The following is a 24,541-nucleotide window of genomic DNA, read 5'->3' on the forward strand; positions in this document are numbered from 1 at the left end:
TCGTAAGACCTTGTGTTATTCCAAATCTGTAGAAATGCTGAAGCACTCAATTCGCCTGCTACTGCATTATCTCAAATTTGGTGATGTGCCCGTCCCACAGTAAATCATATCCCTATTCAGCAACGCCTGTTGGGCTTTTCGCACGGGACAATGGCAAAATCAACTCAAACCGATTGCCATTAAAAAACATGGACGCAAGGCTGTGAGCTTGTTTCGACACGGGTTCGACTATCTCCGTCAGATAATGTTGAATCTAGCAGATATCTCTCATCGCGATTTCTTGGATGTTCTACAGTTTTTGTCCTGTACTTAGTCTAAGATGTCATATACCGTAATTCGCATTCCCCGAATACACGGCTTGCCACCACGTTTTCCAGGTTCTATTGTGATTATGTGTTGGTAGTCCATTATTAGGCAGCCTGAGAAGAAATTGTGTCCGTGGAGAGAGAATTATTATGCAGTACTAGGCTGCAATTATTTTAGACTTACAATCAGGGTTGGCTATACCCCTCTTTTGTCACATTAGTAGAAGAAAAAGCTGAAACGCGTGTATTTCAAGAGTTTTGCTCTTTTGTCATTTTCAGAGTCCTCAAACTAAAAACTGCTGATACGCAAGGGTTTCAGAATTTACTTCAGAGGGAGCAACAAAAGAGGGGTAAGTATATTTTCACCTCTCACTGATCGTTGTAACCATAGTTCAATACAGATCGAAGTCTATCTAAAAAACCCTGATCTAGGTTCATGCCAAGTTGCTTAGCTATAGCGGAAAGATCATCTAACTTCAAAGAAGAAAAGCGTCGATCGCTGATTGCGCTCCAACTAGAACAAAAGCTCGGCGAGTTATCTGAAGCGTTACACGATCGAGTTGATGGTCTAGCGCCTGAGCAGATTCGATTGTTGGCGATCGCTCTTTTCCGCTTCGAGTTGCTCAATGACCTAACAACCTGGTTAGAAAGTCGGACTTAGGGAACGATCGCTGGCGATCAAAGTGCTGCAAGTGCATTCCTCGGTGACCCGTGTCTTCGATCGGTATCCACTGATCGAAGACACGAGTGTGGATCAATTAGTTGAGATACTCCTAGTTGAGATACTCCACGACCTCTTCCGTCACAAACCGAACCTTCGGTCTCTCGGCGTACTTATCATCCGCAGCTCGATAGCCCGCCGGACAGACCACCACCGCAGAATAGCCCTTCTCCGGCAAGCCCAGCACCTCATCATACTTCGCAGGGACAAACCCCTCGATCGGACAAGTATCAATCCCCAACATCGCCGCCGTCGTCATATACTGCCCCAACGCAATATAGACCTGCTTCGCCGACCAAGTATCGACATCAATATTGCCCATAAAGCCCTTCACCATCTTGCCAAAGCCCTCTAGAGCCTCCACCGGCGTGCCCTGCACCTCCGCCATCCGTTGCACATAGCGATCGACATCTGCCCCATTCAGATCCTTCTTAATCGCCAGCACCACAAGGTGGGACGCATCCACTACCTGCGCCTGGTTCCAGGTATGGGGCAAAAGCTGCGCCCGCAATTCCGGATTCTTCACCACAAAAAACTTCCAGGGCTGCAAGCCAAAGGAAGAGGGAGCTAGTACCAAACTTTGCTCCAGCGTGTGCCAGATCTCATCCGGAATTTGCTGACTAGCATCGAACTTTTTCACCGCATAGCGCCACTTTAGTTGCTGGAGCGCGGCTTCAGGAGAAAGAGCAGCAGAATTAGCCATGGGACATCCCTAGGGTTAGTACAATTTCACCCAACAGGATAGCGCGTTCTGCTCAAAACCTGGATCTGCCATCAGGCATGGGTCGGCGTTAAAAGCACAATCTGTTGCTGTTGCAAGGCGCGTACCCGATCGAGCCCCAACTCCACCTCCGTCACAATCTCCGCAACCGTCCGCGTGGTATTGCCATCTGCCGCCTTCAGGAATTTAAACTCTGCATCACTCAGGTTAACCACTTGATAATCATAGGTGAAAATGCATTGGCTTTCCCAACCCTCCATACAGGGACTCCGTTCAGGAATCGCCTGCAACAACACTTCGTCTGAACTCCAATCCGCTGTGGTAAACGGTGGTTTGGCTAGGAAAAACTCATAATGGGTAAAGGAACTTGGATCGAGAATCTCCGCGAGGCGGTAGCGATCGCGCGGACTGAGTTGGGCTGCCCGCTCCTGCAATTCTGGGGATTGACCAATTAAGCGATCGAGGTTCCACACAGCTGGATTGGAAAAACCAACAAACTCCAACCCCGAAGCATCAATCAAGTCAAACAACGTATGCACGTTGTAATCAATTTCCTGGGGATGCACATACATATCAGCAAAGCATTCATCCCGATTATTTTCCATCGCCCAGCGTTCCTTTTCCCGTTGCCGTAAGCGATTATTCTCAGGCAGCGATGCGAAAATTTGCCGACCGACCTGCACGCCATCGCGATAGTCGCCGCGCTTGTTCCCTTGCAGCAGCCCGATCGCCTCTTGCATTAACTTGATTTCCCACCGGCCCAGCTCACCATACACAAAGATATGGAACAGGCCCCCCGGTGCTAACTTCTCCGCCAACGCCTTGATGCCCCGTACCGGATCCGGGGTGTGGTGCAGTACCCCCACGCAGTTGATCAGATCAAACTGCCCCGGCAACTGATCGACATCAAATAAACTTAAATGGTGGAACGTTGCCCGATCGCCCACGCTACGACGGCAGCGCTCCTTTGCGACCTCCAATGCCCCCGCACTCAGATCGATCCCCGTGACCTCAGCCTGGGGATTCAGGTACACCAAATATTCCGTGCCGCAGCCCGTGCCACAGCCCGCATCCAAAATCCGAATATCCTGGCGATCGGGTTGCCGTCCTGTACAAAAGTGATAGGCTGCCCGCCAATTCCAGCGCCAGTTATAGCCGATCGGCGGCTCGTCCAGCAGCGGCTCCGGTGGAAAGGGATAGGTGTTATAGAGATTTGCAACAGCAGTACTAATCGCCTGATGGTCGGTCATTGGAGGTTGAAATTGCAATAAAACGAAACATTAATCATGACTCGATCGAATCCGAGCCATCACCACTATCTCATAGAGTCCACCTCATAGAGTCCACGCATCCAATCAACTCGTCTAATCAACTCGTCTAGTGCATGCATGCCTCACCCCTGCCATGCCAAAGCCTGGGCTATTTGTTCTGCTAACTGCATCGCCTTAAAGGGTTTCGTAATGACCGCTGTAATGCCTAGGGTCGAAAACTTTCTCATGTCTGGCAGTTGCATTTTTGCCGTCATCAGAATCACCGGAATCGATCGGGTTTGAGGATCCGCTTGCAGTTGTTGCAGCGTTGATAGCCCATCCACATCTGGCATCATGACATCCAATAAAATGGCATCGGGTTGCAATTGTTTGGCCCTAGTGACCCCTTCTATCCCGGAACTAGCGGTCGTGACTTGCCAACCCGCCACTGTTTTCAGGGCTAACCGTGCTACAGCTTGGATATCCATCTCATCATCAATGATTAAAATATGTTTAGGGATGGAGCCGGTCATTGAGGGTAGCCTCCCTCCTGCGGGTCTACCCGAAGGTCAAGATTCTCTGCACTGCCCGATAGGATTGGAATGGCAAAGGAAAATCGACTGCCAATTCCGATCGCGCTTTCTAGCCAAAACGGCAGGCCATGCTGAGCCAAAATACTGCGGCAAATGGCAAGCCCCAAGCCGGTTCCTCCCTCCTGGCGGGAATCGGAGGCGTCGATCTGTTGAAAGGGTTCAAAAATCGTCTGCTGCTTATCCTCTGGAATTCCTCGACCTTCATCCTGAACGGTGATCAGCAATGCTGGCAAGTCTAGCGGAGCATAGTTCATGGAATCCTGGGATAGTAATTTATTTGCACTGTCGATGTGATCGACCCCAATCCATACCGTACAGCCCCGATCGGAAAACTTAATCGCATTACTTAGCAGATTAATTAACACTTGAATTAATCGATCACGATCGGCTAAAACTATCGTGCTGAACCATGATCCCTGGAGCGTGATGCCTGCCTGTTGTGCCATGGATTGCATCACCGCAACGGATTGGTCTAGAATCTCTGCAATATCGCAGGGTTGCTGATTCATGGCGATTTTGCCGGATTTGATCCGCTCCATATCCAGCACGTCATTAATCATCCTGACTAATCGATCGGTATTACTAGCTGCAATGGTCAGCATTTGTTGGGCTTCTTCACATTGCAAGGAAAGTTTCCCACTGGCCAATAAATCCAAGGCTCCCGCGATCGCGGTTAAGGGCGTGCGCAGTTCATGGCTGACGATCGAGACAAATTCACTCTTGAGGCGATCCAATTCCCGGCGATCGCTAATGTCCCGACCCACGGCTTGAATTTCGATCATTCTGCCGGCTGCGTTAAAAATGGCGCGATCGGTCCACTGCTGCCAGCGAATCTCCCCGGAGGGCAGGATGACTCGGTATTCCATCTGCACCATGGGACAGCTTAGACTGAGTTGCGCTAACTGCTGGGTCAGCAGTGCCTGATCCTCCAGCGGTACTAGGGGAATAAAGGACTGATTGAGCAGGGCCTCTGCCTCCTGGCCGAAGTAACGGCAGTAGGCCGGATTGACAAAGGTTAACGTGCCATCGGGGCGAAACCGACAAATCAGTTCCGTCTGATCCTCAACAATGGCGCGATATTGGGCTTCCCGTTCCTGCAACCTTTGGTCAGCCAATTTCCGATCCTGCAAGTCCAGAACCGTCGATCGGCTCATGATGTAGTTGCCGTGATCGTCAAAAATGGCCGTCGCATTGATCAAAATCGGAAACGTACTGCCATCCTTGCGTTGCATCCAGAATTCCGCATCCTTAATCCAACCGCGCTGCTTCAGTAATTCAAAGGACTCTAGCCAATCGGCGACGCTTTCTGGCGCAAGCAATTCCGTAAACTTCTTGTGATCGAGCACTTCGTAGCGGTTGTAGCCCAGCATGTTGAGTTCCGTATCATTGAGCATCACCACGGTGCCGCTCGCATCCACAGAGTGATAGCCGCAGGGGGCGTTGTTGTAGAGGTCTTGGATGGCTTCGATGTATTGCTGTAAGGCCAGCTCGGTTTGGTGGCGAACTTGGATTTGCTGGGTCAGTTTGGCATTGATCGACTCCACTTGCTGGGCCGATCGCTGACTGGTCTGGACTAACCGCAAGGCCCAGACCATGAGGATCGTCACACTGGCTCCCACCCCCACGATCGTCCAGACAATCAAGCGTTCATCCTGGGGACTGGCCAACGGGGTGAGCGATCGCCAGAGGTGCCAAAGGAGGAACACCACTGTAACGCCCAACAGCCAAGGGAGTACCTCAGCGAGATTGGGAACCCAGGGGCGTTGAGTATTGGATGGACTCAGTAACCTTGGCATTGGAAACCTCCTATAAATTCACGGGAGTTTCCCGTTGCCATCGCGCTAGAGGAGCCGATCGGTTTTGCCGGAGAGATCGTTTAGCGATCTGATACAAGCTGGGCAAGTCCTGGCCATCGTGGGGAGCCGCCGCCAGTCCAATATTTAAGACAATGTCCACCGGCGTATCCTGCTCCGCACCATAAAACTGTTGGTGGAGGGCTTGCACCACCTCCCTTAACCGGCGCATGGCTTCGATGGCTGTAGTGCCATACATGCCAACCACAAAGTTTTCGGTGCCCCACCGTCCCACTAAGTCCTCGCTGCGGAAAGTGCTCTTCAGCAAGCGCCCGCAGTGCTGTAAGACCCGATCGCCCATGGCAAATCCGTAACGCTCATTGATCAAGGCCAGCTGATCCACTTCCACTAATGCAAAGCAAAACGGTTTGCTGTGGCGTTCCGACAGGGCCAAAAATTTGGTCAATTCTTCGCTGGCTTTACGCCGATTGGCCACTCCCGTTAACGGATCGATCTCTGCCAGGCTCTGTAACAACCGCGATCGCTCCAGCCGATTCAGAATTCGAGTCACCAATTCTGGCCCCGCAAAGGGCTTGCTCACCCAGTCATCGGCTCCCGCTGCAAAGCCTCGGTGCATCATTTCTGCATCCCGGCGACTGGTCAGGAAGAGGATGGGCAGACCACTCCATTGCGGTGAGTTGCGAAGGGTTTGACAGAGGCTGACGCCGTTGCTTTCTGGTAAGTCAACTTCCAAGATCAGCAGGTGGGGGGTATGTTCCTGTAACTTGGTCCACAGATGGGCGGGTCGATCGCAGGTAATGACCTGGAATCCCCACGGTTGCAACAGCGTTTCCAGGGCCCGCAAGGTGTTCCCATCGCTATCGACGACCATGACAGTGGCTGTGGTCGTCTCAGACTGGTGGGGCAGGGGAATCACCATTTCTTCTAATCCCGCCAATGGCTCGGTGGCAGCGGAGTCAGGGGTTAGCTGCTCGGCCCCGGAGGGACTGCTATGGGAAGGGGCGGGACTCCAAGCTAGCGTCACTTGCTCAACGATTCGGCGCAGGGTTTGGACTTGGTATTCCAGGAGCTCGATCGAAAACGATTGTGCTGTGCATCCCCCTTGGAAGGCTAATTCCACCTGTTGGGCAATGGTTGAACCGTCATCGGCTCCAAACATGCCCAACGTCCCCACTAACTTATGGGCCTGTTGACTGGCTTTTTCTGCGAAGTCTGCTTCTAAACGTCCCTGGCGCAGGGCAGCGATCGCTTGCTCCAGAACCACTAGGCGGGTTTCTAATTTAGGCCGAGATTGTTGCCAGATTTCGCCCATCCCCTGCTGTAAGGGGGTGGGGGGCTGCTGCTCCAGGGAGGGGGAGAATGGAGCCCCAGGGCATAATGATGGCGGATTGTCCGCTGGGACATCTTTTGAAATCTCCTTTGAGATCTCCTTCGGCGCACCCTCAAGACGATTGGGGGGCGTGCGTAGCCGATAGCCAATGCCATAGACGGTTTCGATCGGGTCGGTGGCAATTCCCGCTTTTCTCAGCTTATGGCGCAATCCTTTGATGTGCGATCGAATCGTATCCTCGGTGGGCGGGGTATCCAAGGCCCACAGGTGATCAATGAGGGCACTGGAACTATAAATACGTTGAGGGTTTCGTAGCAGCAGTTCCAGTAAGCTGTATTCCTTGGGGGTGAGTTTGAGGGGGCGCTGTTGCCAAGTGACAATACAGGTGCTGGGATCGAGTTCCAAGTGATCCCATTTCAAGGTTGGAGGTAAAACCGCATGGCCCCGGCGCAACAAGGCGCGTACCCGTGCCAGCACTTCTTCAACATCAAACGGTTTCGTGACGTAATCATCAGCGCCTGCATCCAGGCCGCAAACCAAACTCGTGCGAGTATCCTTCGCCGTCATAAACAGAATCGGGGTGGAATCTCCCTGCGATCGTAGTTGTTTACAAAAGCTCAGGCCATCAAGTTCTGGTAGTACCACATCCAGCAAGATGAGGCTGTAGCTCAAACTACTCGCAAAATCCCATCCCAGTCTGCCATTATTGGCAACGTCAACGACATAATGCTGTTCAGTTAACGCTGTACTCAGCGTTTCTGCAATGAGTTCATCATCTTCAACAATCAGAATTCTCATGGTGAAAGCACCGCAGATGAATTGCGTAAAATTTGAGGGCGTGGGGGCAATGCTAGAGTATGGGCAACTGGAAAAAAATATATTAGCTTAGACGCAATCTAGGCACTAGATACAATGTTTTAAGTTAATGATTTGAGGTCGCTGATTTTAAATCATTAATCTAGACTACTCTGAATCGATCGCGCTAGACACCCAGACGCAATGATCGACGGTGGAAAAGAAGGGAAATAATTGGTGATTCCAAGTGAGAAATGTTAAATAACAAGTTAAGCCCATTGAATTTTAGTTAAACCCATTAAACCAACATTACAAGAACGTGAAGAGCACCCGTAAATATAACTCTTAGTAGAACAACCTCAAGTTGATACCGCCTTTTACCTAGTTCTGATTACAGAATGTTTGCAGTTGGCTTACAAGAAGTTGATGATCGACACAGTCGATGACAAACTAGTCGATGACAAATCAGGTAATGACAAATCCATCGATGACAAACTAGTCGATGACAAGCCAGGAGAATCTGAGTCCATGAAATACCTGAAATAATAAGTATCTCTGTGTAACACTTTGACCGATCGCCCACCAGAACGCAAGTTAGATTTGACACTTTCTAAAACTGTCCTATTCCAAGGTCCTCATTTCCCGATCGCGACCGATTTGATCTGAGAACCGGGGGAAACGAGAGGCCGTTACTTGCAACAGGTCACGGCAGAATGGCAGGATTTCGGTCAATTCCGGCGAATTCATAGACGCATTGAGGGTTCCAGCAATGCCTGAATCTCCGGCTCATGTGATTTTTATCCAGAGAAATGCTGAGCGATCGGATCCTCAAAAAGAGTAGGGGATCCGTATAAATGTGAACAAAATGATACTGAACGCGAGGGGACCGAACGAAGCTGTCGGTAAAGTAGAGCACCCGTTGAGGTGGTAGAGCACCCGTTCAAAAGCATGCGCGAACCCTTCTCAGAACGCGATTCTCAGAACGCCTCAGAACATGAGGGAGTGACGAAAGCCCAGGAGGATGGCGATCGCTGCCTTCCTGGCCTAGAATCATTGGTTTTGCAGAATCGGCAGGGGATTCGGAGGGGGCTGGAGTGAATCCGCTAAGGATGTCATGATTGCAACAGGGCTCCACTCGATCCCTTAAGGGCTTAACACAGTGAATCGTAGGTGAAATTCCGACCTAGAGCCGTTATTGTGGATACAACTGAGCAAAATTGGCAATTCATCTTCATTCATTCTTGTGTGAAGGAAGGGTTACATTTTTCCTGGGTAGACATGACATAATTGATGGCCTAACGGAAGGATGGCCTAACGAAAGTGACCGCCTTGCTATGATTGGGCAACGCTATGATTGGGCAACTGCTAGCAGATCGATTCCAAGTCACCCAGATTGACGAGGCAGGAACGGGTTTTCTTGCTTCAGATACCCATCGTCCGGGTTATCCCAGCTGCGTGATTCAAGTTCTGCAAATGCCCACGGGTAATCCTCAAGCTTTTCAGATTGCTAAGCTCATCTTAGAGCAGCGGGTGGAAGCGATCGCTCGGCTTGGCAAATACCCCCATTTACCTGGCTTGTTAACCTTTTTTGAGCGAGATCAGCAGATCTATTTGGTCGAAGAGTTTGTGGCAGGGCACCCCCTCAGTCAAGAATTGCAACAACCTCTACCAGAGACCCAGGTGATCCAGTTGATGTTGGAACTGCTGGATATCATGGTCTTTTTGCATCGCCATGATGTGATTTTGCGAGGGCTCCATCCCGATAATCTGCTCCGGCGACAGTCCGACGGCAAGTTAGTGCTGATTAATTTACTGGTCTTACCCGTCAAAGGGCGCACCCAGTTTAATAATGCATCCGTTCCCGATCCAAGACCCTATCTGCCGCCGGAGCAATTAGCCGGGAACCCGCTGTTTAGCAGCAATCTCTATTCGGTGGGTATGATTGCCATGCAAGCGCTGACGGGGGTGGGCGCGGACGCGCTGCTACTGATCAAACCAAACTGGCAAAGCAAAACGACCGTCAGTCGCGATTTGGCAGAAGTGATCGATCGCTTAACCTTAGCCAATCCCAAGCAGCGATATCCGTCTGCCATGATTGTGCGTCGTATTCTGAAAAGTTTGCTGATGGAGGAAGATCCCACCACCGATCTTCCTCCCCCCAGTCCGCCTCGGCGATCGCCGGGAGCCTCCACCGAACCCCCTCCGGAGACAGGTTCCTCGACACCCGCTCCCAACCAGTCCCACTCGGTCAATGGGCATTCCAGCCCAAAGGGTGGCAGTGCAGATTCCCAGTCGGTGGGGGCGATCGCCCAGGTGACCTCCCACGCAAATGGCTCCACCGCCAACGGCCATGCCAGCTTACAAGCGGGATTATTGCGGCAGGGAAAGTCAGTCAGGCCGCCCGTTGGGGCAGCGGACAGTGCCCAGATGCCGGATCATGTAGCTTCCCCGGCGTCTAGGGTGGCGGCTGGGGGAGGTACTGAGTTGGGGCAACCGGTCGTGGGGCAACCGGTCGTGGGGCAACCGGTAGACCGCGTAGACCGCGTAGACCGCGTAGACCGCCCGCCGGGGGCGATCGTGGGAGTTGAACCCACCGCTTTGCAACTCGATCTCAATCCGGCGGCTCCGTTGGTGGCACAGCCAGAATCGGCCAGGTTGGAATCGGTCAGGTTAGAACCGACTCAGTCTGCGGTGACGCCCCTCCAACCAACCCCCGCGATCGCAGCTCAGCCCCTAGCCCACCCGCCGCATCATCCCGGTTCCCGTCAGCCGCCCAATTGGCCCCCGGCTCCACCGATCGAGCCTGCCTCGTCAGCACCCTCAGCGCCTGCGCCGCCCGCTCCCCCCCGACGTTGGCTCTCTTGGGGGCTGGTGGGGTGGATCTTAGCGGGTTGTTTTGGACTGACAACGGCGTGGCTGGGATGGCGCTACCAAATTCCCCAGGGCTGGCTGGCTGGGTACTTTCGTCAAGCGGGACTCAATCAAAGTCTACGAGGGAACTATCGAGCAGCCCTGCAAAGCTACGATCAATCGTTGACTTGGTATGGGGCTGACCCTGAGACGTTCTATGCCCGTGGGGTTGCCTTTTATCGGTTGAAGGATCTGCGCCGAGCCCTGGAAGACTTTACCCGTGCTATTCAGCTCAATGGCAGGGATGCCCGCGCCTTTTTCCAACGGGGCAATATTCGCCTGAGTCTGGGGGATCCGCAGGGAGCCGTGGGGGATTATAACCAAGCGATTCAGTTAAACGGCGAATTGCCGGAAGCCTATGTGCAACGGGGGCAAGCGCAGTCGGCCTTAGGCAAATCGGGACTGGCCCTCAAGGATTACAACAATGCCATTCGCTTAGAGCCGAATTTGGCAGCGGCCTATATTAATCGCTGTCTGACACGATCGAATCTGGCCGATCAACCCGGAGCCATTTCCGACTGTACCCAAGCCGCCAGCATTGACCCCAACTTAATCTCGGCTTACCAAAACCGGGGCTTGTCCTACCATCGGACGGGCAATCTCCAGCAGGCCATGGCGGACTTAAATGTGGCGATCAAGTTGGATGGAGAAGACGCCAAATCCTATTACCAGCGGGGGTTGCTCCGGATAGACTTGGACGATCGGGAAGGGGCAATCTCAGACTTCAATACCGCCATCCAGTTTCGGCCCGATCACGCCTTTGCCTATTACCAGCGGGCCTTGGTGCGATCGCAATTGGGCGATTCCGATGGCGCGATCGAAGACTTGGAGCGGGCGGCGAAGTTCTGTTTGGATCAAGGCATGACGGGGTGTTACCGAGATGCCCAGTACCAACTCAAGCGGCTAAAAAATACGGTGGAGTAGTCCGTTGCATGGATTTACTGGCTCGCGCCCCCCAGGCTAGCCCCAGGTCTTGACGTTGGGGGAGGGGGATTCTCCACTGGGTTTGGCGATCGCGGTGGCTAGCAGGGTATTGCGTTTGAGGTTTTGTTCAATATTCTGGATCATAATGCGCAGATCAGAATGTTGTGGCTGGGTATACAGATCGGCCAGGACCGTGCTGACCTGTTCAATCCGCCGCATTAACTGGCGTGTGGTGTGAATCGTTGATTTCTGATCGGCGGTGAGCAACGGTGCTTCGGGGAGGGCCAGCTCCGCCTGAATCAAGTTCTCCAACTGCGCTAACACTTCGTCAATATCGCCCACTTGCTGAATTAACGTTTGGGTGGAATTTGCCCCTGCTTGGGCAATTTGTGCCAGTTCAGCAATATTGCCTTTAATACGGTGTAGGGTCTGCCCCATGTGGCGATCGGCTTCGGCGGTCTGATTGACTAAACGGGTAATGTCGCTGATCACTTGGCTAAAGCCCTCAAGCCCTTCCCCACTAAAGCGATTCACCAAAATCGCGGTGTGCAGGCCCAGAAATCGGGCTTGTTTACTGACCTGCTGAATTAAGCTGGAGGTGGTGTGTACCGTTTCCACATCCTTGGCTAAACCAACACTGGTGTGAATCAGGCGATCGGTACTGTTGCCAATCTCAGAAACATTGTTGAGGGTCTGTTGGACAACTTGACGGATGCGGGAATCCAGCAGTGTCTGAAGCGTCTCTAAACGTTTGTGTAGTTGTTTAACTTCATGGTTTTTTTGACAAAGTTGGGTTTGTTGGCGCTCTAAGTGCTGTTGATGGTTCTGGAGCACAAGGTTACGCACCTCGATCGTTTGATTGGCTTCCGTTAACTCTTGGCGCAGCTGGGCGATGGTGTTCTGGCAGTTCAGGAGTTGTTGTTGCTGGGTGGTTTGAATCTGTTGCGCTTGCAGTTGGGCTTGTGCCTGAAATTGCGCCTGGGCAATGACCAAATCGCGCAAGTCCACCAGGCGTAAACTGCCATCCCGAAACTGTAAAACCAGGGGATCAAGGGCCATGGGGGATGGGCGTTTCAGGGCTTGCTCAGCAGCTTCGGGAATACTACAGATATCGGACACAATCAGCGGCGGAGCCTGATCTAAGGACAGCAATTGCTGAATCGGCATGGTTTTGGCAAAGGGCCGCTCCAGCATAATCTGTTCGAAAAAGGCCGATCGGGACAGCACCGCCAGCAGTTCCCCCTGATGCATCACCAAGACCCCTGGCAGTTGGGGCCGTGCCTTAAACTGAGTCACCACGACGGAAAGCGGCGTCGTGGGTAAAACTTGAAAATCGTGGAGAGGCAGAAAACCAACTGTGCTGGTGGGCACAACAGGAGATGCAGACGACATATTCATGGAGGAACCCCCGCCAGTCGGGCTAACGGTTCGTGACGTTAACTAAGTTTTTGAAGACCCGAGCCTGAATATAGAACACAGTGCCTAGAATATAGACCACAGTTTTGCAAAACCGACGTTGAGTACACCCCAGGCAAACCCATCCCATGGCGGCGATTCCTTGGCAACCCGCGATCGCAACCTCGTTAACCACCTGGGGAAACCTCACTGTCTGCAAAACCTTCATTGCCTAACAGGTTAACCCCTAGCAGCGCGCTCAATGCTTGCAAAATCTTCATTGCAAAAGCGGAAAAGTGGAATTTGCGTTCAAACCGATTGATGGAACGATTGTGCAATGAACGATCGGATATTCTCCGTGTGTCAAATATGACATCACCAACAGAGTATCACACACTTTCTACTTGCAGCGTAGCAAAAATTTGCATAAGTCTGCGAAACCTGGGGACTGCCTCAGGGTTTCTGAAGGCTTCTGGGATAGGAGTCCATCCGATCGGGCGATGAGCGCCTACAATGCCAATATTCATCCATAGACTGCTCGGTCAGAGGTGCAATGCTGGGAGAGATTAAGGGAGGCCGTTATCGGATTATCCAAAGCTTGAGTGCAGGGGGCTTTGGGCATACCTATGTGGTCGAGGATTTGCAGCGTCCGGGCCATCCCCAGTGTGTCCTGAAGCAGTTTCGCTTTACCAGTCCTGATCCAACCCTTCTCCAGCAAGCCCAACGAATGTTTGGCCAGGAGGCCGAAACGTTGGAGAAATTGGGCCGCCACGATCGCATTCCCCAATTGCTGGCTTACTTTGAGGAGGGGGGAGAGTTTTATCTGATCCAGGAGTTAATAACCGGGCAGCCCTTGACCGCTGAAATCACCCATGGCCGCCGACTGAGTGAAGCCCAGGTTGTGGATCTGTTGCAGGATGTGTTGGAAACCTTGGTCTTTGTGCATGATCACGGCGTTATCCACCGCGATCTCAAGCCGGATAATCTAATGCGTCGCTCTACGGACGATCGCTTGGTTTTGATTGACTTTGGTGCGGTCAAAACCCAAGATGCCTTTCAGACTCCGGTGGGGATAACGCAACCGCCGACCCTGAGTCAGTTTTCTCCGAGCCAACCTGACATGAGTCAGCCCAGTATTCCCGTCTATACCTCGGGCTATGCCGCTTCGGAACAATGTTTAGGAAGACCTCAATATAGTAGTGACTTGTATGCCCTGGGGATGATCGCCATTCAGGCATTGACAGGTCAGCATCCGGCCCATTTTCCCAGCGATGCCCAGACGGGAGAACTGATTTGGCACGATCGGGTGCAGGTGAGTGCCGGATTGCGGGATCTGTTAGATCAACTGACGCGATTTCATGTACGCGATCGCTATCATTCTGCGCGGGAAGCCTTGCAAGCTCTAGGCCATGTGCAGTCTAGGGAGGAAGATCAGACCGCCATGCCCCGATCTCAACTGTCCCGATCGCAACTGTCTCGATCTCAATTGCAGCCTCAAGCCCTAGATGTGTCAGATCGCGGCACCGGCGGGATCTCCACCCAATTGGATCATAATTCGCCCACGCGGTTGCAACACCGGCGGCTCCCTTGGCGGACGATCACGGGGGTGGGAGCCGTCACGGGGGCAGGGGTGGCTACGACGGTGTTTCTGGGATGGCCCCAGGCTTGGTTTGCGCGGCTCCAGGTGCAGCCGTCCCTCGCCCCAACTAACCCAGCATTGCAGGAACAAATTGCTAAACGGGTCAGCAGGGGCGATCAACTTTTATTCAGTCAGGATGTGCCGTCCGCCAAGGTGGAGGCCGTAGCCCATCTGAAGCGGGGCAATGTGGCAGCGGCGATCGGGGGGTTGGACAAGGCCAGACAGCAGGCTCCCGCAGATCCCGAAACCTTAATTTATTTAAATAACGCCCGCGTGGGGGCAACCCCGGCCTACACCATTGCCGCCGTCGCCCCGATCGGCAGTAATCCCCAGTCGGCCCAGGAGTTATTGCGGGGGGTGGCGCAGGCCCAATGGCAACTCAATCAGTCCGGGGGCTTGGGGGGAAAGCCCCTCAAAGTGACGATCGCCGATGACCAAAATCAAGCGGACACGGCTCAGCAAATTGCCCAATATCTAGTGGCAGATCCCAATATTTTAGGCGTGGTGGGCCATGGCACCAGTGATACCTCATTGGCCACGGTGGAGGTTTATCAACAGGCCAGTATGGTGGCAATTTCGCCCCTGAGTTCAGCGGTGCAACTGTCCGGTATCAGCCGCTATTTCTTTCGCACCATGCCCAGCGATCGATTGCCAGCTAAACAATTGAGTGAATATCTCTTAAATCAGTTAAAGAAACGCAAAGTTGCTATTGCCTACAATTCCAATAGTAAATATAGCCAATCTTTAAAAGCAGAGATTAAAAACTCTCTTTTCTATGGTGGACGTGGTGAAGTAGTTGCAGAAATCAACTTTAATCAACCGGATTTCAATTCGGTGGAAGCGATCGCGCTCATGGCTCAGAAACAAGCAGAGGTGCTGATTTTGGCCAACAGTAGCGATGCTAGCGATCGCGCCTTGTTACTGTTACAGGCCAACCAAAATCGCATTCCGTTGCTGGCGGGCGATGCGATGTATTCCAATAAAACCTTGCAAATGGGCGGCAAAAATGCGCAAGGCATGGTTGTTGCGGTACCGACCCAGCAGGTGGGCTTAGAAAAGTCCAACTTTCAAACCCAGGCCAATCGCCTTTGGCGGCGGGACGCGACGTGGCGCAGTGCCCTGGCCTACGATGCCACGATCGCCCTGAGTCGCGCGATCGTCCAAGCTCCCACGCGCCAGGGTATCCAAAATGTGCTCGCGAATCCACAGTTTACGGCCATGGGATCCACTCGCCCAGTTCAGTTTTTACCCACGGGGGATCCCCAAGGGGCAATTCAGCTTGTGCAGGTGTGGCCGAAGCGGGGCGGACAGGGTTATGAGTTTCGATCGCTGCAACGGGATACCGCCCGTTCTGCCTCTAGGTAACCTCCAGTGCAGTGACACCTAGTGCAGTGACACCGGGCCAACCGACAAAATCCAATTACCGACAAGATAAAATCACCGACAAAATAAAAGGACAGGCTTATAACAAGCCTGCCTGCCTTCGTCATTCATTCACCTGTGATAACTAAGGTAAGGGCTTGGTTTGTCATCCCTGTGTTGATCGGATGAAGTCCTCGTGACGGGCACAAAATCTCTGAAAAGCCTGTCCTACAGCTCTATACAGTACGTCATGGAGCGTGTCATAGAGTCATATTCGTGAAATGAGATCGTGAACTGAATGTCATACCCGCTGCCTATCTTAAAACTAGGCTCGCCGATCGGGGATACTGGGCGATGCGGCTGATCTCAACGACAGGATCCCTACCCCTGCACCCAATTGCTAGACTGAAGCAAGGAGTATTACAATCCCATGACTATGTTGAACCCACAGCCAGAATCCGAGCATCCAGGATCTAAATTTGCGTTTAAAAAGATTGCGCTATACGCAACCTTACCCTTCATTGGTGCGGGGGCAACGTTGTTGGGTGGACGACTGTTGGCTCCCCCCCCGTCGGCGGTAGCGCAGAATTCCAGTCCCGCGATCGTGGCCCAAAATCGTACCGGGGCGATCGCAGCGGCGGGAGACAACTTTATTTCTACAGCGGTGGAGCGGGTTGGCCCTGCGGTGGTGCGGATTAATGCTTCTCGGACAGTGAAGACTCGGCGACCTGAGCTATTTGACAGTCCCTTTTTCCGCGATTTCTTTGGGGATGTGCCCAATACGCCGTCCCAGCGTGTAGAACGGGGAACCGGATCGGGCTTTATTTACAATAAGGATGGCTTGGTGTTGACCAATGCCCACGTTGTGGACGGTGCGGATACGGTGACGGTGGTGCTGCGGGATGGTCGGGAATTAAAAGGTAAGGTTTTGGGGGCCGATCCCCTGACGGATGTCGCGGTGGTCAAAGTGGAAGGCTCGAATAATTTGCCGACGGTGCAATTGGGTGATTCCGATAGCCTGAAACCGGGAGAATGGGCGATCGCGATCGGGAATCCCTTGGGCTTAGATAACACGGTGACTGCGGGGATTATTAGCGCAACGGGGCGTAGCAGTGCCCAGGTGGGGGTTCCGGATAAGCGCGTGGGCTTTATTCAAACCGATGCAGCGATTAATCCCGGTAATTCTGGTGGGCCGCTACTCAACCAACGGGGTGAGGTGATTGGGATGAACACCGCCATTATTGCCAGTGCCCAAGGGCTAGGGTTTGCAATTCCGATTAAGACGGCCCAACGGATTGCCGATCAGTTGATGGCCAATGGGAAGGTGAACCATCCCTATTTGGGCATTCGTATGACGACCTTGACACCGGAACTGAAGAAGCAGATCAATGAGGATCCCAATAGTAATGTGATGGTGGATGAGGATCAGGGAGTGTTGATTTTCCGAGTGGAACGCAATTCGCCAGCGGCGAAGGCGGGCCTGCGGGCGGGAGATGTGATCAAGAAGATTAATGGTAATGGGGTGACGACTGCGGATCAGGTGCAGCAAGCGGTGGAAAGGAGTTCTGTGGGCGGTACGTTGCAGATGGAAGTGCGGCGGAATGGCCAAACCCAAACGATCGCGGTGCAGCCCGGTGCTTTCCCCACCCGAACGGCGCAGAACTGACGGTTGGTGATTCCCAGGTTGTTGGCGATCCCACCGTGGGTGGGGCTGTATTTTTAGTGTGCAATTGGGATTTGCATAGGACTTCAATAGAGATACTTCAATAGGATATTAGGAGAGGCTCGATCGGGCCTCTTTTTTTTAGCGTTGTAGGTCTCTTTCTCTGGCTCATTGCGGAATGATTGCGCTGTAGGGCGTATCCATTTGAGTAACCTGACATTCCAGGGTGAGTGTCGTGATTACACTGTAAGGGTCCTCTGCAATTGCGAATCTATTTCCCTACTTGGATATTGAGGTGTTTTATGCCATTGCAAGTTGTTAATCGATTAGCAATCACAGGTCTTGCGACAGTGTTGAGTTCTGCAATCATTCCTCCGGCTTCTGCGCAAGTATTACCCCCGTCAGTGACCTGTCAGGTGACAATTCCGATCGAGCAAGGGGCCAGTCTGACCTATCGTTTGACGGGGGCTTTTCCCGATCGGGTGCCACCCAATACGCCCCAAAATCCGGTGGGCAGAACGGTAACGATGACGGTACAACGCCGAGATCGATCTGGAAAAATTCAAACTTGGCTCAATCAAGCGAATGTTGAAGATTACGAACAGGGTGCGCCTGATGCGGATTATTCTAAACTGCCGTTTACGGGAGACTTTCGGGGGAAACCGAATGATGGTTTTCGATTATATCGGGTGAATGCTGCGGTGAATGGTCTGTATGTCAGTTTGCGTCCGACTAAGGGGCAACCCCAAAAGATACAAATTATTCATTATTTAAATGCTAAGAAATTTGTGCGATCGGAGGCGGGGCAATGCCAATCGGATGCGGCAGTGATTAAAACGTTGGCTCCGCTCCAGCAGGCACTGAAGGCAAAAGACTGGGCGTTGGCCGATCGGGAAACTCGACGGTTGTTAGATCCCTCGTCTGTTTCGTTGAAACCGTTGCCGGAAATTAAGTTAACGCCGGAATTAATTCGGGCGATCGATCGTGCTTGGATGGATGCGAGTAATGGGCGATTTGGTTTGACGGTGCAGGCGAAACTGTGGGAGTCGATTAAGGCGAAGTCGCCCAAGGATGAAATGGTGGCGATTAATCAGTTCCGCGATCGGGTGGGCTGGAAGTTGATGCAACCGCGTAAGGAAAATGATTTTCTGAGTAGTGATTGGTTAAATGAATCGGAACTGAATTACTCGGAGAAGGCTCCTGTGGGGCATTTGCCCTGGATGGGGGTGTCTGATGCGGTGGTGTATGGGCTGGCGGCTCCTAGTGATGGGTCGCACTGTGGCAGTTGTCATACGGATGCAATGCAGTTGCGCAATGAACGCTTCTATGGCTATCTGCCTCGGCTGATGACGCGGGTTCAGGCGGCATTGTAGGTTGTTGCTGCTGCTGCTTTGATCGAAAACCTGGGTGACATTGTCTGTAAATCCAGTCTATAAATCCAGTCTGTAAACCCAGGTTTTGTTTCGTAAATTTTTTTTGATGGGGTTGACTTTGCTGGGGTTTGTTCGTAGGCTATTCAGTCATAGCGAGATCCGTGGACATCCTTCTATCAGTTGGGTTGACGATTGACGGTACGGCATGAAGCACGGAATCGCTGGGATCCAAAAATTTAGGGCACTACCCTTCGTTGCGGGCACAACTCGGGGTAGCTATTCCCCCTCGCTGATCCAGCAGCAAGGAGGCTTGATGAGGATTTTAGCATCTGACCGAGCCACTCTTGTTTGTGATGTCAAACGGGGTGGCTCTAAATTTTTGGGCTTCTTACCACCTCTCAACAGGAGAAGCTCAATTATGGCAAACGGTTCTAGCGATCGGAGCGATCGCACGGTTCAACCTGAGAAACAACGCTTACAGATCCACTTAATCGGTCACAAGGAGTTTGTGCAGGACACGATTAATCAATTCCATGCGCATCGGATTGCAGACAGGATTCACTGGAGTCAGCCGATGAAGATCGTGCATTCGGATGGGCAATACATCAGCATATTGAGTCGCGAACGTCTGCGTTAACGGTTTAAGTATCGGGGTTCCGCAGGCTCATTAATGCTCTCATGGACTGCGGACACTACAATTTCAAAACACAATCTGCTGCGATCAACAGTTGGTGATAAGTATCCACAAGAATTCGTTTTTATTACAACAAATAGCGTAACTTTAGATTACGCAATTAGACCAATGTGAGCGGCAACAATCTGCCACTGGCCACTCGTGGTCACCGCCCACACACGGGTATAGCGTAGGTTGCCATTGGTGGGATTGCCATTGTAACTTCCTACCACCTGCATCCGCACAGACACGATCGCTGCTTCACCATGGACTTGAATTTCTTGTTCCGAGGGTTGCAGTTCATCGATTTTGAAGGCACCGGAGGTATGGGCTGCGAGATCATCCTGTTTGGTCAACCGTTCGCCGAGGTGGCTAGTGATGATGATGTCAGGAGCTAGCAATTCGTCTAAGACCGCCACATCCGAGGCCAGCATCGCCTGTCGCAGTCGTTCTTCCAGCGCAGAAATTTGCACTTCGATCGTTGAATTCATTGAGTTAGCCATGGGTAACCTTTACTGACCAGCGTTGCTTTCAGTATAACGAGGCTATCTACTAGGTATGAGGATTTCCAAGACTTTACGGGGGAAGACACTATTGTGTGCCCAAGCTTCCCACAGCTAAAACTGACGGCAATGCAAGTGCTCAGGGCAGGAGAATCACATCAGGGGAAACAAGTAGTAGCAGAATTAAACCCTGTATTACTAGAACATGACCCGATCGCCCAGTTTTTGTAGCTTCTTCGGGGTCATACCGGGAATCTGCGCTAAATCTTGCAATCCTCGCAAAGGCCGTTGCTGACGGGCCGCTAGAATGCGTTCCGCTGATTTTTTGCCAATTCCCGGCAACTGATCTAACTCCGCCACCGTTGCAGTATTCACATTCACCCGCCCCGAGGCATCGATCGAAGATTTCACATGCTTACAATCGTCCTGCTGTTTGGCGATCTTCTTCTGTAATGCAGGCGGTACCCCCAAGGTCACTGATTGCATCAACCGCTCAAATTCCCGTTTGTAATGGGCGGCTACCGTTTTGCTATGAATTACCAAAAGTGTTTCATCATTACCGCGATTAGCTGCCTCCGTCCAATTGTGGGAGCCCATAACCACTATGTTGTTATCGACAACTCCAAACTTATGGTGTAGCAAATCTCCAGGGGGCATTTTAGGAACCCCCACCGTCTTAATCGGCTGTTTCCAGGGGCGATTCGTCGGATCGATCCGGCAGCGATCGCGGGATGTGTCATGTACCGTCACTCCCAACATATCTAATCCATCACTATAAAATCGATAGGCAAATCCTGGCTCAATCAATGTTTGAATCTGCACGCCTCGCTGGCTCACAGGTTCCAGTGCATTCACCAACTGTTGATCGGAAAAGACAAACAAGGCCATCGCGATCGACGATTTCGCTTGAGTCAACGTCTTGGCAATTAACCCATTGGTCGATTGTTGCCAACTCACCTTACGTGGGGTCGCCGAAAATTGCACCTCCACCAACGCATCCCCCACCTGAACCTGCCGTGCCCCCCGAAAGGGCTTGCGATTGCCAAAGCGACTGTCCCGCTTGCCACCGGGGCCATCCCCCCACAGGATATTGAATTCCTCAGTGAATAACTTGGCTAATTCAGGACTATCAATTTTCAGGAAATTATTAGCATTGCCACGACTGGCAGGCACACCCACATCACCCAGTACATCCGATGTTGTCCAATTTGCCGACGTTGTAATCACCCAACGGCCATCCACCACCATAAACTTGTGGTGCATTAAATTACTACCTTTCGAGCCATCTGCTGTATCATCAATTCGTGTGATATTTGCTCGATCGAGAATGACTAAAGCATCCCGATCGGTCATTTCATTCTCACTTAACTGACCATCAGCATTCGTATCAATAAATCGTTTTGCTTCTTCATAGCGGGGCTTTTCATGATCGTCCAATTGTGCAATCTCCGCAGCAGTATAGGTGCTGTAGGGCTTAAAGTACTGATTTTCTAAGACCACCCGGATCCTTATGCCTGCCGCTGCCCGATCGCGCAATGCCTTTGCCACATTTGGCAACCGAAATTCCTGCACCGCCACGTCGATCGTAGATTTAGCTTGATTAATCGTGTCAATGATTTGTTGCTCTAGAGAATCACCCGCCCGGGTAATGGAACGGTAGGGGTCGGTAAATTCCGTCGATGCGTTCTGATTCATGTAAACCTGAATCTTGGCATCCTGGGGCAACGAATCAGCTTTCAGAACTGTTACCGGGGCGATCGATTGTTTTTGGCAAGCGCCTAAGCCCAAGGAAAACCCAATGCACAGCACCGCAGATAAGCCCCTCGCCACAGTCCGACTCAGCATGATGGACAACTCCCACCTATTTTCGCAACAACCCTCTTCTCTTTAGAATGCCCGCATTCTCACTGAATCAATGCCTAAAGTTGCAAAAATTACGAGAGGTGTTTAGTCCCTATCCACCCACAGCGGAACAAATTGAAAATCTGAGTTGCTGAACAATCCCCGATCGCTCAATTTCAACTCGGGAATCACTAACAAGGCCATAAAGGATAACGTCATAAAGGGTGAGGTCAGGGGTGATCCCAATTCTTGCGCTCGGCGCGTCAATGCTGCATAGTGTGCCGCCACCCTATAGCCATCCTGGTCACTCATCAACCCCGCGATCGGCAATGGCAGCACCTCCACCCGATCGTCCTCCACAACCGCAATTCCCCCCTGGGCACGAATCACCGCATTCACCGCTGCACACAATGCTTTATCCGTCGTTCCCACCGCCACAATGTTATGGGAATCGTGGGCCACACTGGAGGCGATCGCCCCTCGCCGCAGTCCAAAGTTCTGAACTAACCCTAGGGCTGGCGGTTGATGGTTGTAACGATTCACCACCGCAATTTTCAACACATCTCGCGTCAGATCACTCTGTACAAACCCCGATTCTACGAACGCGGGCAAGTGCACCTCCGGCGTGATCAACTGGCCATCGATCGCCTGCATCACCCGCACCCATTGACCTTCTCGTCCGGCTACTGGGATGGTAAAGGCCGTTACCGACTGTTCACTGGCGTGGAAATTGTTGATTAACTCCACAGATTGATGGGGTAACAAGGCTTGCTGATTCTTGGCGACCAATTGCCCCTTGCAGTAGGTTTGCTGAACTTGGAAGTCTTGCAAGTTATTGACCACAATCAAATCCGCCGGATCGCCCACCTGCAACAATCCCACCTTTAAGCCATAATGTTGCACAGGATTCACACAGGCAATTTGTAAAACATTCATCACGTCATGGCCCAAATCAATCGATCGCTGTACTAATCGATTAATATGCCCATTGACCAAATCATCGGGGTGGCGATCGTCGCTACAAAACATACAGCGATCGGGATAGCGATCAATCAAAGGATGTAACGCCTCAAAATTTTTGGCCGCTGATCCTTCCCGCATCAGAATTTTCATGCCCGCTGCTAGCTTATCTAGGGCTTCTTCCAGGGTAAAACATTCGTGATCCGTGGAAATTTGTGCCGCAGCATATTGTTGCGCCGCGTCCCCCCGTAAACCCGGTGCATGGCCATCGATCGGATAACCAAACTCCCGCGCTAGGGCAATTTTCGCCATCACCTCCCCATCCCGCGCCAGGACTCCTGGGACATTCATCATTTCGCTAAGATAGGTCAATCCTTCCTGCTCAAAAAGTGTGCGAATGGCCTCGATCGACAGGGTTGCGCCTGCGGTTTCACAGGTCGTTGCAGGAACGCAGGAGGGCGCACCAAAGGCAATTTCCATGGGGGTCTTCGCCGCCTGACTCACCATCCAGTGGATGCCAGACAGTCCCAGCACATTGGCAATTTCATGGGGATCGGAAACCGTGGCCACTGTGCCATGAACCGTGGCTAACCGTGCAAATTCCGTGGGTGGTAAGAGGGAACTTTCGAGGTGAATATGGGCGTCCACCAATCCCGGCAGAATGTATTGCTCTGGAGTTCCGCTATCCTGCCGTTGAATCGATCGAATTTTGCCATCCTCCACCGTCACCGTGCCCGGAAATAGTCTCCTGTGGAGTACGTCAACAATTATCCCTGAAAGCCTGAAGCAAGACATGGCTGACCTCCCAGTCGGGGTTCAGGTATGGCATCGCACCGTGGCCTCTGCCCCGATCGCCCACTGGTAATATCGCCCACGGCGAGTATCGGTTAATATCGGTGCTGAATGCTTCTATACTTCTATCCTACTGCCTGTAACTGTACTCCTACCGGAACTGCGCAATAAGTTTAGTGGCAAAATGCGCGCTATTCAGTCTGTCTAGGCAACCTATTGCGTAGGATAAAAGCATAGGACACGATCGCAGGGTAAACCTATGTTTAAGAAAATCCTAGTTGCCCTGGATGGCTCATCGGCTGGAGCATCCATTTTTCAAACTGCCCTGTCTCTGGCACAGTGCAACGTAGCGGAATTACTGTTACTGCATGTATTGTCGGGGAACGAAGAAGGCAGTCCCATCCTGGTACCTCCTGGGGTAGACCCGCAATACTGGTCACCGGGCAGCGACTCCACGATCGAACTCTGGCGACGGGAATGGGAAACCTACGCAGGCGCGAAACTGGAACAACTGCGATCGTTTGCCACCACCGCCAACCAAGCCAATATAGCCACCGAAATCCGCCAACTACCTGGCAACCCTGGGCGGGTCATTTGTGAGTTGGCCCAGTCGTGGGGCGCGGATTTAATTCTGATCGGCAGTCGGGGCCATTCCGGCCTCAAAGAACTGCTGCTAGGCAGTGTGAGTCATTACGTTCTGCACCATGCCCCCTGTTCTGTACTCACCCTCAAACTTGAGTCTTAGTTTCCCCAAAAACTTGAGTCTTATCGCTGTAGCAAGTTATCACGCGATCCAAGCCTGAAATCAGAGCAGGGAAACCAAACTCAAAGTCCCTCTCCCAGAACGGGCTACCGTGTACACACAAGTCGGAATAAACTAGGAAAAAGCTATGAAAGCGCTATTTTCTATGAATAACCCGATTTTAATTCGTGCTGAGCAAACCAAAGACCGCAATACGGTCTTTGGTGATCCGCG

At 52.1% G+C, this 24,541-nt stretch carries 17 protein-coding genes and 3 pseudogenes; 9 read left to right on the top strand and 11 right to left on the bottom strand.

Annotated features, from left to right (window positions below):
• Nucleotides 1-103: pseudogene (locus tag H6G21_RS24510) on the top strand (IS1 family transposase); the annotation flags it as partial.
• Nucleotides 104-127: 24 nt separating this feature from the next.
• Nucleotides 128-238 (top strand): annotated as a pseudogene (locus H6G21_RS25925) (IS4 family transposase); the annotation flags it as partial.
• A 74-nt stretch (nt 239-312) separates the two neighbouring features.
• Here H6G21_RS25925 and H6G21_RS24515 read toward each other — a convergent pair.
• A pseudogene (locus tag H6G21_RS24515) lies at nt 313-408 on the bottom strand (DUF433 domain-containing protein); the annotation flags it as partial.
• A gap of 333 nt (nt 409-741) precedes the next feature.
• Between H6G21_RS24515 and H6G21_RS24520 the strand changes: the two are divergent.
• The gene (locus H6G21_RS24520) at nt 742-966 is read left to right on the top strand and encodes a DUF4351 domain-containing protein (protein ID WP_190577105.1); all 225 of its coding nucleotides are present in this window, start codon (nt 742-744) and stop codon (nt 964-966) included.
• Between the two features lie 112 nt (nt 967-1,078).
• Here the strand turns inward: H6G21_RS24520 and H6G21_RS24525 are convergent, their stop codons facing one another.
• The 5 genes from H6G21_RS24525 to H6G21_RS24545 all read right to left on the bottom strand — a co-directional run bounded on the left by H6G21_RS24525 (nt 1,079) and on the right by H6G21_RS24545 (nt 7,532).
• Nucleotides 1,079-1,729, bottom strand: coding sequence for an NAD(P)H-dependent oxidoreductase (locus H6G21_RS24525; RefSeq protein WP_190577107.1), 651 nt, complete (start codon nt 1,727-1,729; stop codon nt 1,079-1,081).
• Nucleotides 1,730-1,800: 71 nt separating this feature from the next.
• Nucleotides 1,801-2,997 (bottom strand): class I SAM-dependent methyltransferase, encoded by a 1,197-nt coding sequence (locus tag H6G21_RS24530; RefSeq protein ID WP_190577109.1) that lies wholly within the window; start codon nt 2,995-2,997, stop codon nt 1,801-1,803.
• 143 nt (nt 2,998-3,140) lie between these two features.
• Complete coding sequence (locus tag H6G21_RS24535; RefSeq protein WP_190577111.1) at nt 3,141-3,530, bottom strand: response regulator; 390 nt, start codon at nt 3,528-3,530, stop codon at nt 3,141-3,143.
• Nucleotides 3,527-5,386: a PAS domain-containing sensor histidine kinase gene (locus H6G21_RS24540; RefSeq protein ID WP_190577114.1), complete on the bottom strand. Its 1,860-nt coding sequence runs from the start codon at nt 5,384-5,386 to the stop codon at nt 3,527-3,529. The genes H6G21_RS24535 and H6G21_RS24540 overlap by 4 nt, the downstream gene beginning before the upstream one ends.
• 10 nt (nt 5,387-5,396) lie before the next feature.
• Nucleotides 5,397-7,532, bottom strand: a complete 2,136-nt coding sequence (locus H6G21_RS24545) for a response regulator (protein WP_190577115.1) — start codon at nt 7,530-7,532, stop codon at nt 5,397-5,399.
• 1,347 nt (nt 7,533-8,879) lie between these two features.
• On the opposite strand from H6G21_RS24545, the gene H6G21_RS24550 reads away from it, so the two are divergent.
• Nucleotides 8,880-11,363 carry a protein kinase family protein gene (locus H6G21_RS24550; RefSeq protein ID WP_190577117.1) on the top strand — a complete coding sequence of 828 codons (2,484 nt, stop codon included), beginning with the start codon at nt 8,880-8,882 and terminating at the stop codon, nt 11,361-11,363.
• Nucleotides 11,364-11,399: 36 nt separating this feature from the next.
• On the opposite strand, the gene H6G21_RS24555 is transcribed toward H6G21_RS24550, so the two are convergent.
• Both H6G21_RS24555 and H6G21_RS24560 read right to left on the bottom strand, forming a co-directional pair.
• Nucleotides 11,400-12,761, bottom strand: coding sequence for a hypothetical protein (locus H6G21_RS24555; protein WP_190577119.1), 1,362 nt, complete (start codon nt 12,759-12,761; stop codon nt 11,400-11,402).
• 22 nt (nt 12,762-12,783) lie between these two features.
• Nucleotides 12,784-12,954: a hypothetical protein gene (locus H6G21_RS24560; RefSeq protein ID WP_190577121.1), complete on the bottom strand. Its 171-nt coding sequence runs from the start codon at nt 12,952-12,954 to the stop codon at nt 12,784-12,786.
• Nucleotides 12,955-13,311: 357 nt separating this feature from the next.
• Between H6G21_RS24560 and H6G21_RS24565 the strand changes: the two genes are divergently transcribed.
• The 4 genes from H6G21_RS24565 to H6G21_RS24580 all read left to right on the top strand — a co-directional run bounded on the left by H6G21_RS24565 (nt 13,312) and on the right by H6G21_RS24580 (nt 19,432).
• Complete coding sequence (locus tag H6G21_RS24565) at nt 13,312-15,762, top strand: bifunctional serine/threonine-protein kinase/ABC transporter substrate-binding protein (RefSeq protein WP_190577123.1); 2,451 nt, start codon at nt 13,312-13,314, stop codon at nt 15,760-15,762.
• A 427-nt stretch (nt 15,763-16,189) separates the two neighbouring features.
• Complete coding sequence (locus H6G21_RS24570; protein ID WP_190577125.1) at nt 16,190-17,425, top strand: HhoA/HhoB/HtrA family serine endopeptidase; 1,236 nt, start codon at nt 16,190-16,192, stop codon at nt 17,423-17,425.
• A 299-nt stretch (nt 17,426-17,724) separates the two neighbouring features.
• The gene (locus tag H6G21_RS24575) at nt 17,725-18,795 is read left to right on the top strand and encodes a GUN4 domain-containing protein (RefSeq protein ID WP_190577127.1); all 1,071 of its coding nucleotides are present in this window, start codon (nt 17,725-17,727) and stop codon (nt 18,793-18,795) included.
• Nucleotides 18,796-19,213: 418 nt separating this feature from the next.
• Nucleotides 19,214-19,432 carry a hypothetical protein gene (locus H6G21_RS24580; protein ID WP_190576026.1) on the top strand — a complete coding sequence of 73 codons (219 nt, stop codon included), beginning with the start codon at nt 19,214-19,216 and terminating at the stop codon, nt 19,430-19,432.
• A 149-nt stretch (nt 19,433-19,581) separates the two neighbouring features.
• On the opposite strand, the gene H6G21_RS24585 is transcribed toward H6G21_RS24580, so the two are convergent.
• The 3 genes from H6G21_RS24585 to ade form a co-directional block, all read right to left on the bottom strand.
• Nucleotides 19,582-19,959: a nuclear transport factor 2 family protein gene (locus H6G21_RS24585; RefSeq protein WP_190577135.1), complete on the bottom strand. Its 378-nt coding sequence runs from the start codon at nt 19,957-19,959 to the stop codon at nt 19,582-19,584.
• A 210-nt stretch (nt 19,960-20,169) separates the two neighbouring features.
• Nucleotides 20,170-21,816, bottom strand: coding sequence for a phospholipase D-like domain-containing protein (locus H6G21_RS24590; protein ID WP_190577129.1), 1,647 nt, complete (start codon nt 21,814-21,816; stop codon nt 20,170-20,172).
• Nucleotides 21,817-21,918: 102 nt separating this feature from the next.
• On the bottom strand, nt 21,919-23,568 hold the full coding sequence (gene ade, locus H6G21_RS24595) for an adenine deaminase (RefSeq protein ID WP_190577131.1): 1,650 nt from the start codon (nt 23,566-23,568) through the stop codon (nt 21,919-21,921).
• 256 nt (nt 23,569-23,824) lie between these two features.
• On the opposite strand from ade, the gene H6G21_RS24600 reads away from it, so the two are divergent.
• Nucleotides 23,825-24,310 (top strand): universal stress protein, encoded by a 486-nt coding sequence (locus tag H6G21_RS24600; protein ID WP_190577133.1) that lies wholly within the window; start codon nt 23,825-23,827, stop codon nt 24,308-24,310.
• The last annotated feature ends 231 nt before the right edge of the window (nt 24,311-24,541 follow it).

This window comes from Alkalinema sp. FACHB-956 (genome assembly GCF_014697025.1).
Classification (GTDB): Bacteria; Cyanobacteriota; Cyanobacteriia; order Leptolyngbyales; family Leptolyngbyaceae; genus Alkalinema.

Coding starts and splice junctions, on each gene's coding strand:
- H6G21_RS24520 (WP_190577105.1), top strand. CDS start 742: ATGCCAAGTTGCTTAGCTATAGCGGAAAGATCATCTAACTTCAAAGAA.
- H6G21_RS24525 (WP_190577107.1), bottom strand. CDS start 1,729: ATGGCTAATTCTGCTGCTCTTTCTCCTGAAGCCGCGCTCCAGCAACTA.
- H6G21_RS24530 (WP_190577109.1), bottom strand. CDS start 2,997: ATGACCGACCATCAGGCGATTAGTACTGCTGTTGCAAATCTCTATAAC.
- H6G21_RS24535 (WP_190577111.1), bottom strand. CDS start 3,530: ATGACCGGCTCCATCCCTAAACATATTTTAATCATTGATGATGAGATG.
- H6G21_RS24540 (WP_190577114.1), bottom strand. CDS start 5,386: ATGCCAAGGTTACTGAGTCCATCCAATACTCAACGCCCCTGGGTTCCC.
- H6G21_RS24545 (WP_190577115.1), bottom strand. CDS start 7,532: ATGAGAATTCTGATTGTTGAAGATGATGAACTCATTGCAGAAACGCTG.
- H6G21_RS24550 (WP_190577117.1), top strand. CDS start 8,880: ATGATTGGGCAACTGCTAGCAGATCGATTCCAAGTCACCCAGATTGAC.
- H6G21_RS24555 (WP_190577119.1), bottom strand. CDS start 12,761: ATGAATATGTCGTCTGCATCTCCTGTTGTGCCCACCAGCACAGTTGGT.
- H6G21_RS24565 (WP_190577123.1), top strand. CDS start 13,312: ATGCTGGGAGAGATTAAGGGAGGCCGTTATCGGATTATCCAAAGCTTG.
- H6G21_RS24570 (WP_190577125.1), top strand. CDS start 16,190: ATGACTATGTTGAACCCACAGCCAGAATCCGAGCATCCAGGATCTAAA.
- H6G21_RS24575 (WP_190577127.1), top strand. CDS start 17,725: ATGCCATTGCAAGTTGTTAATCGATTAGCAATCACAGGTCTTGCGACA.
- H6G21_RS24580 (WP_190576026.1), top strand. CDS start 19,214: ATGGCAAACGGTTCTAGCGATCGGAGCGATCGCACGGTTCAACCTGAG.
- H6G21_RS24585 (WP_190577135.1), bottom strand. CDS start 19,959: ATGAATTCAACGATCGAAGTGCAAATTTCTGCGCTGGAAGAACGACTG.
- H6G21_RS24590 (WP_190577129.1), bottom strand. CDS start 21,816: ATGCTGAGTCGGACTGTGGCGAGGGGCTTATCTGCGGTGCTGTGCATT.
- ade (WP_190577131.1), bottom strand. CDS start 23,568: ATGTCTTGCTTCAGGCTTTCAGGGATAATTGTTGACGTACTCCACAGG.
- H6G21_RS24600 (WP_190577133.1), top strand. CDS start 23,825: ATGTTTAAGAAAATCCTAGTTGCCCTGGATGGCTCATCGGCTGGAGCA.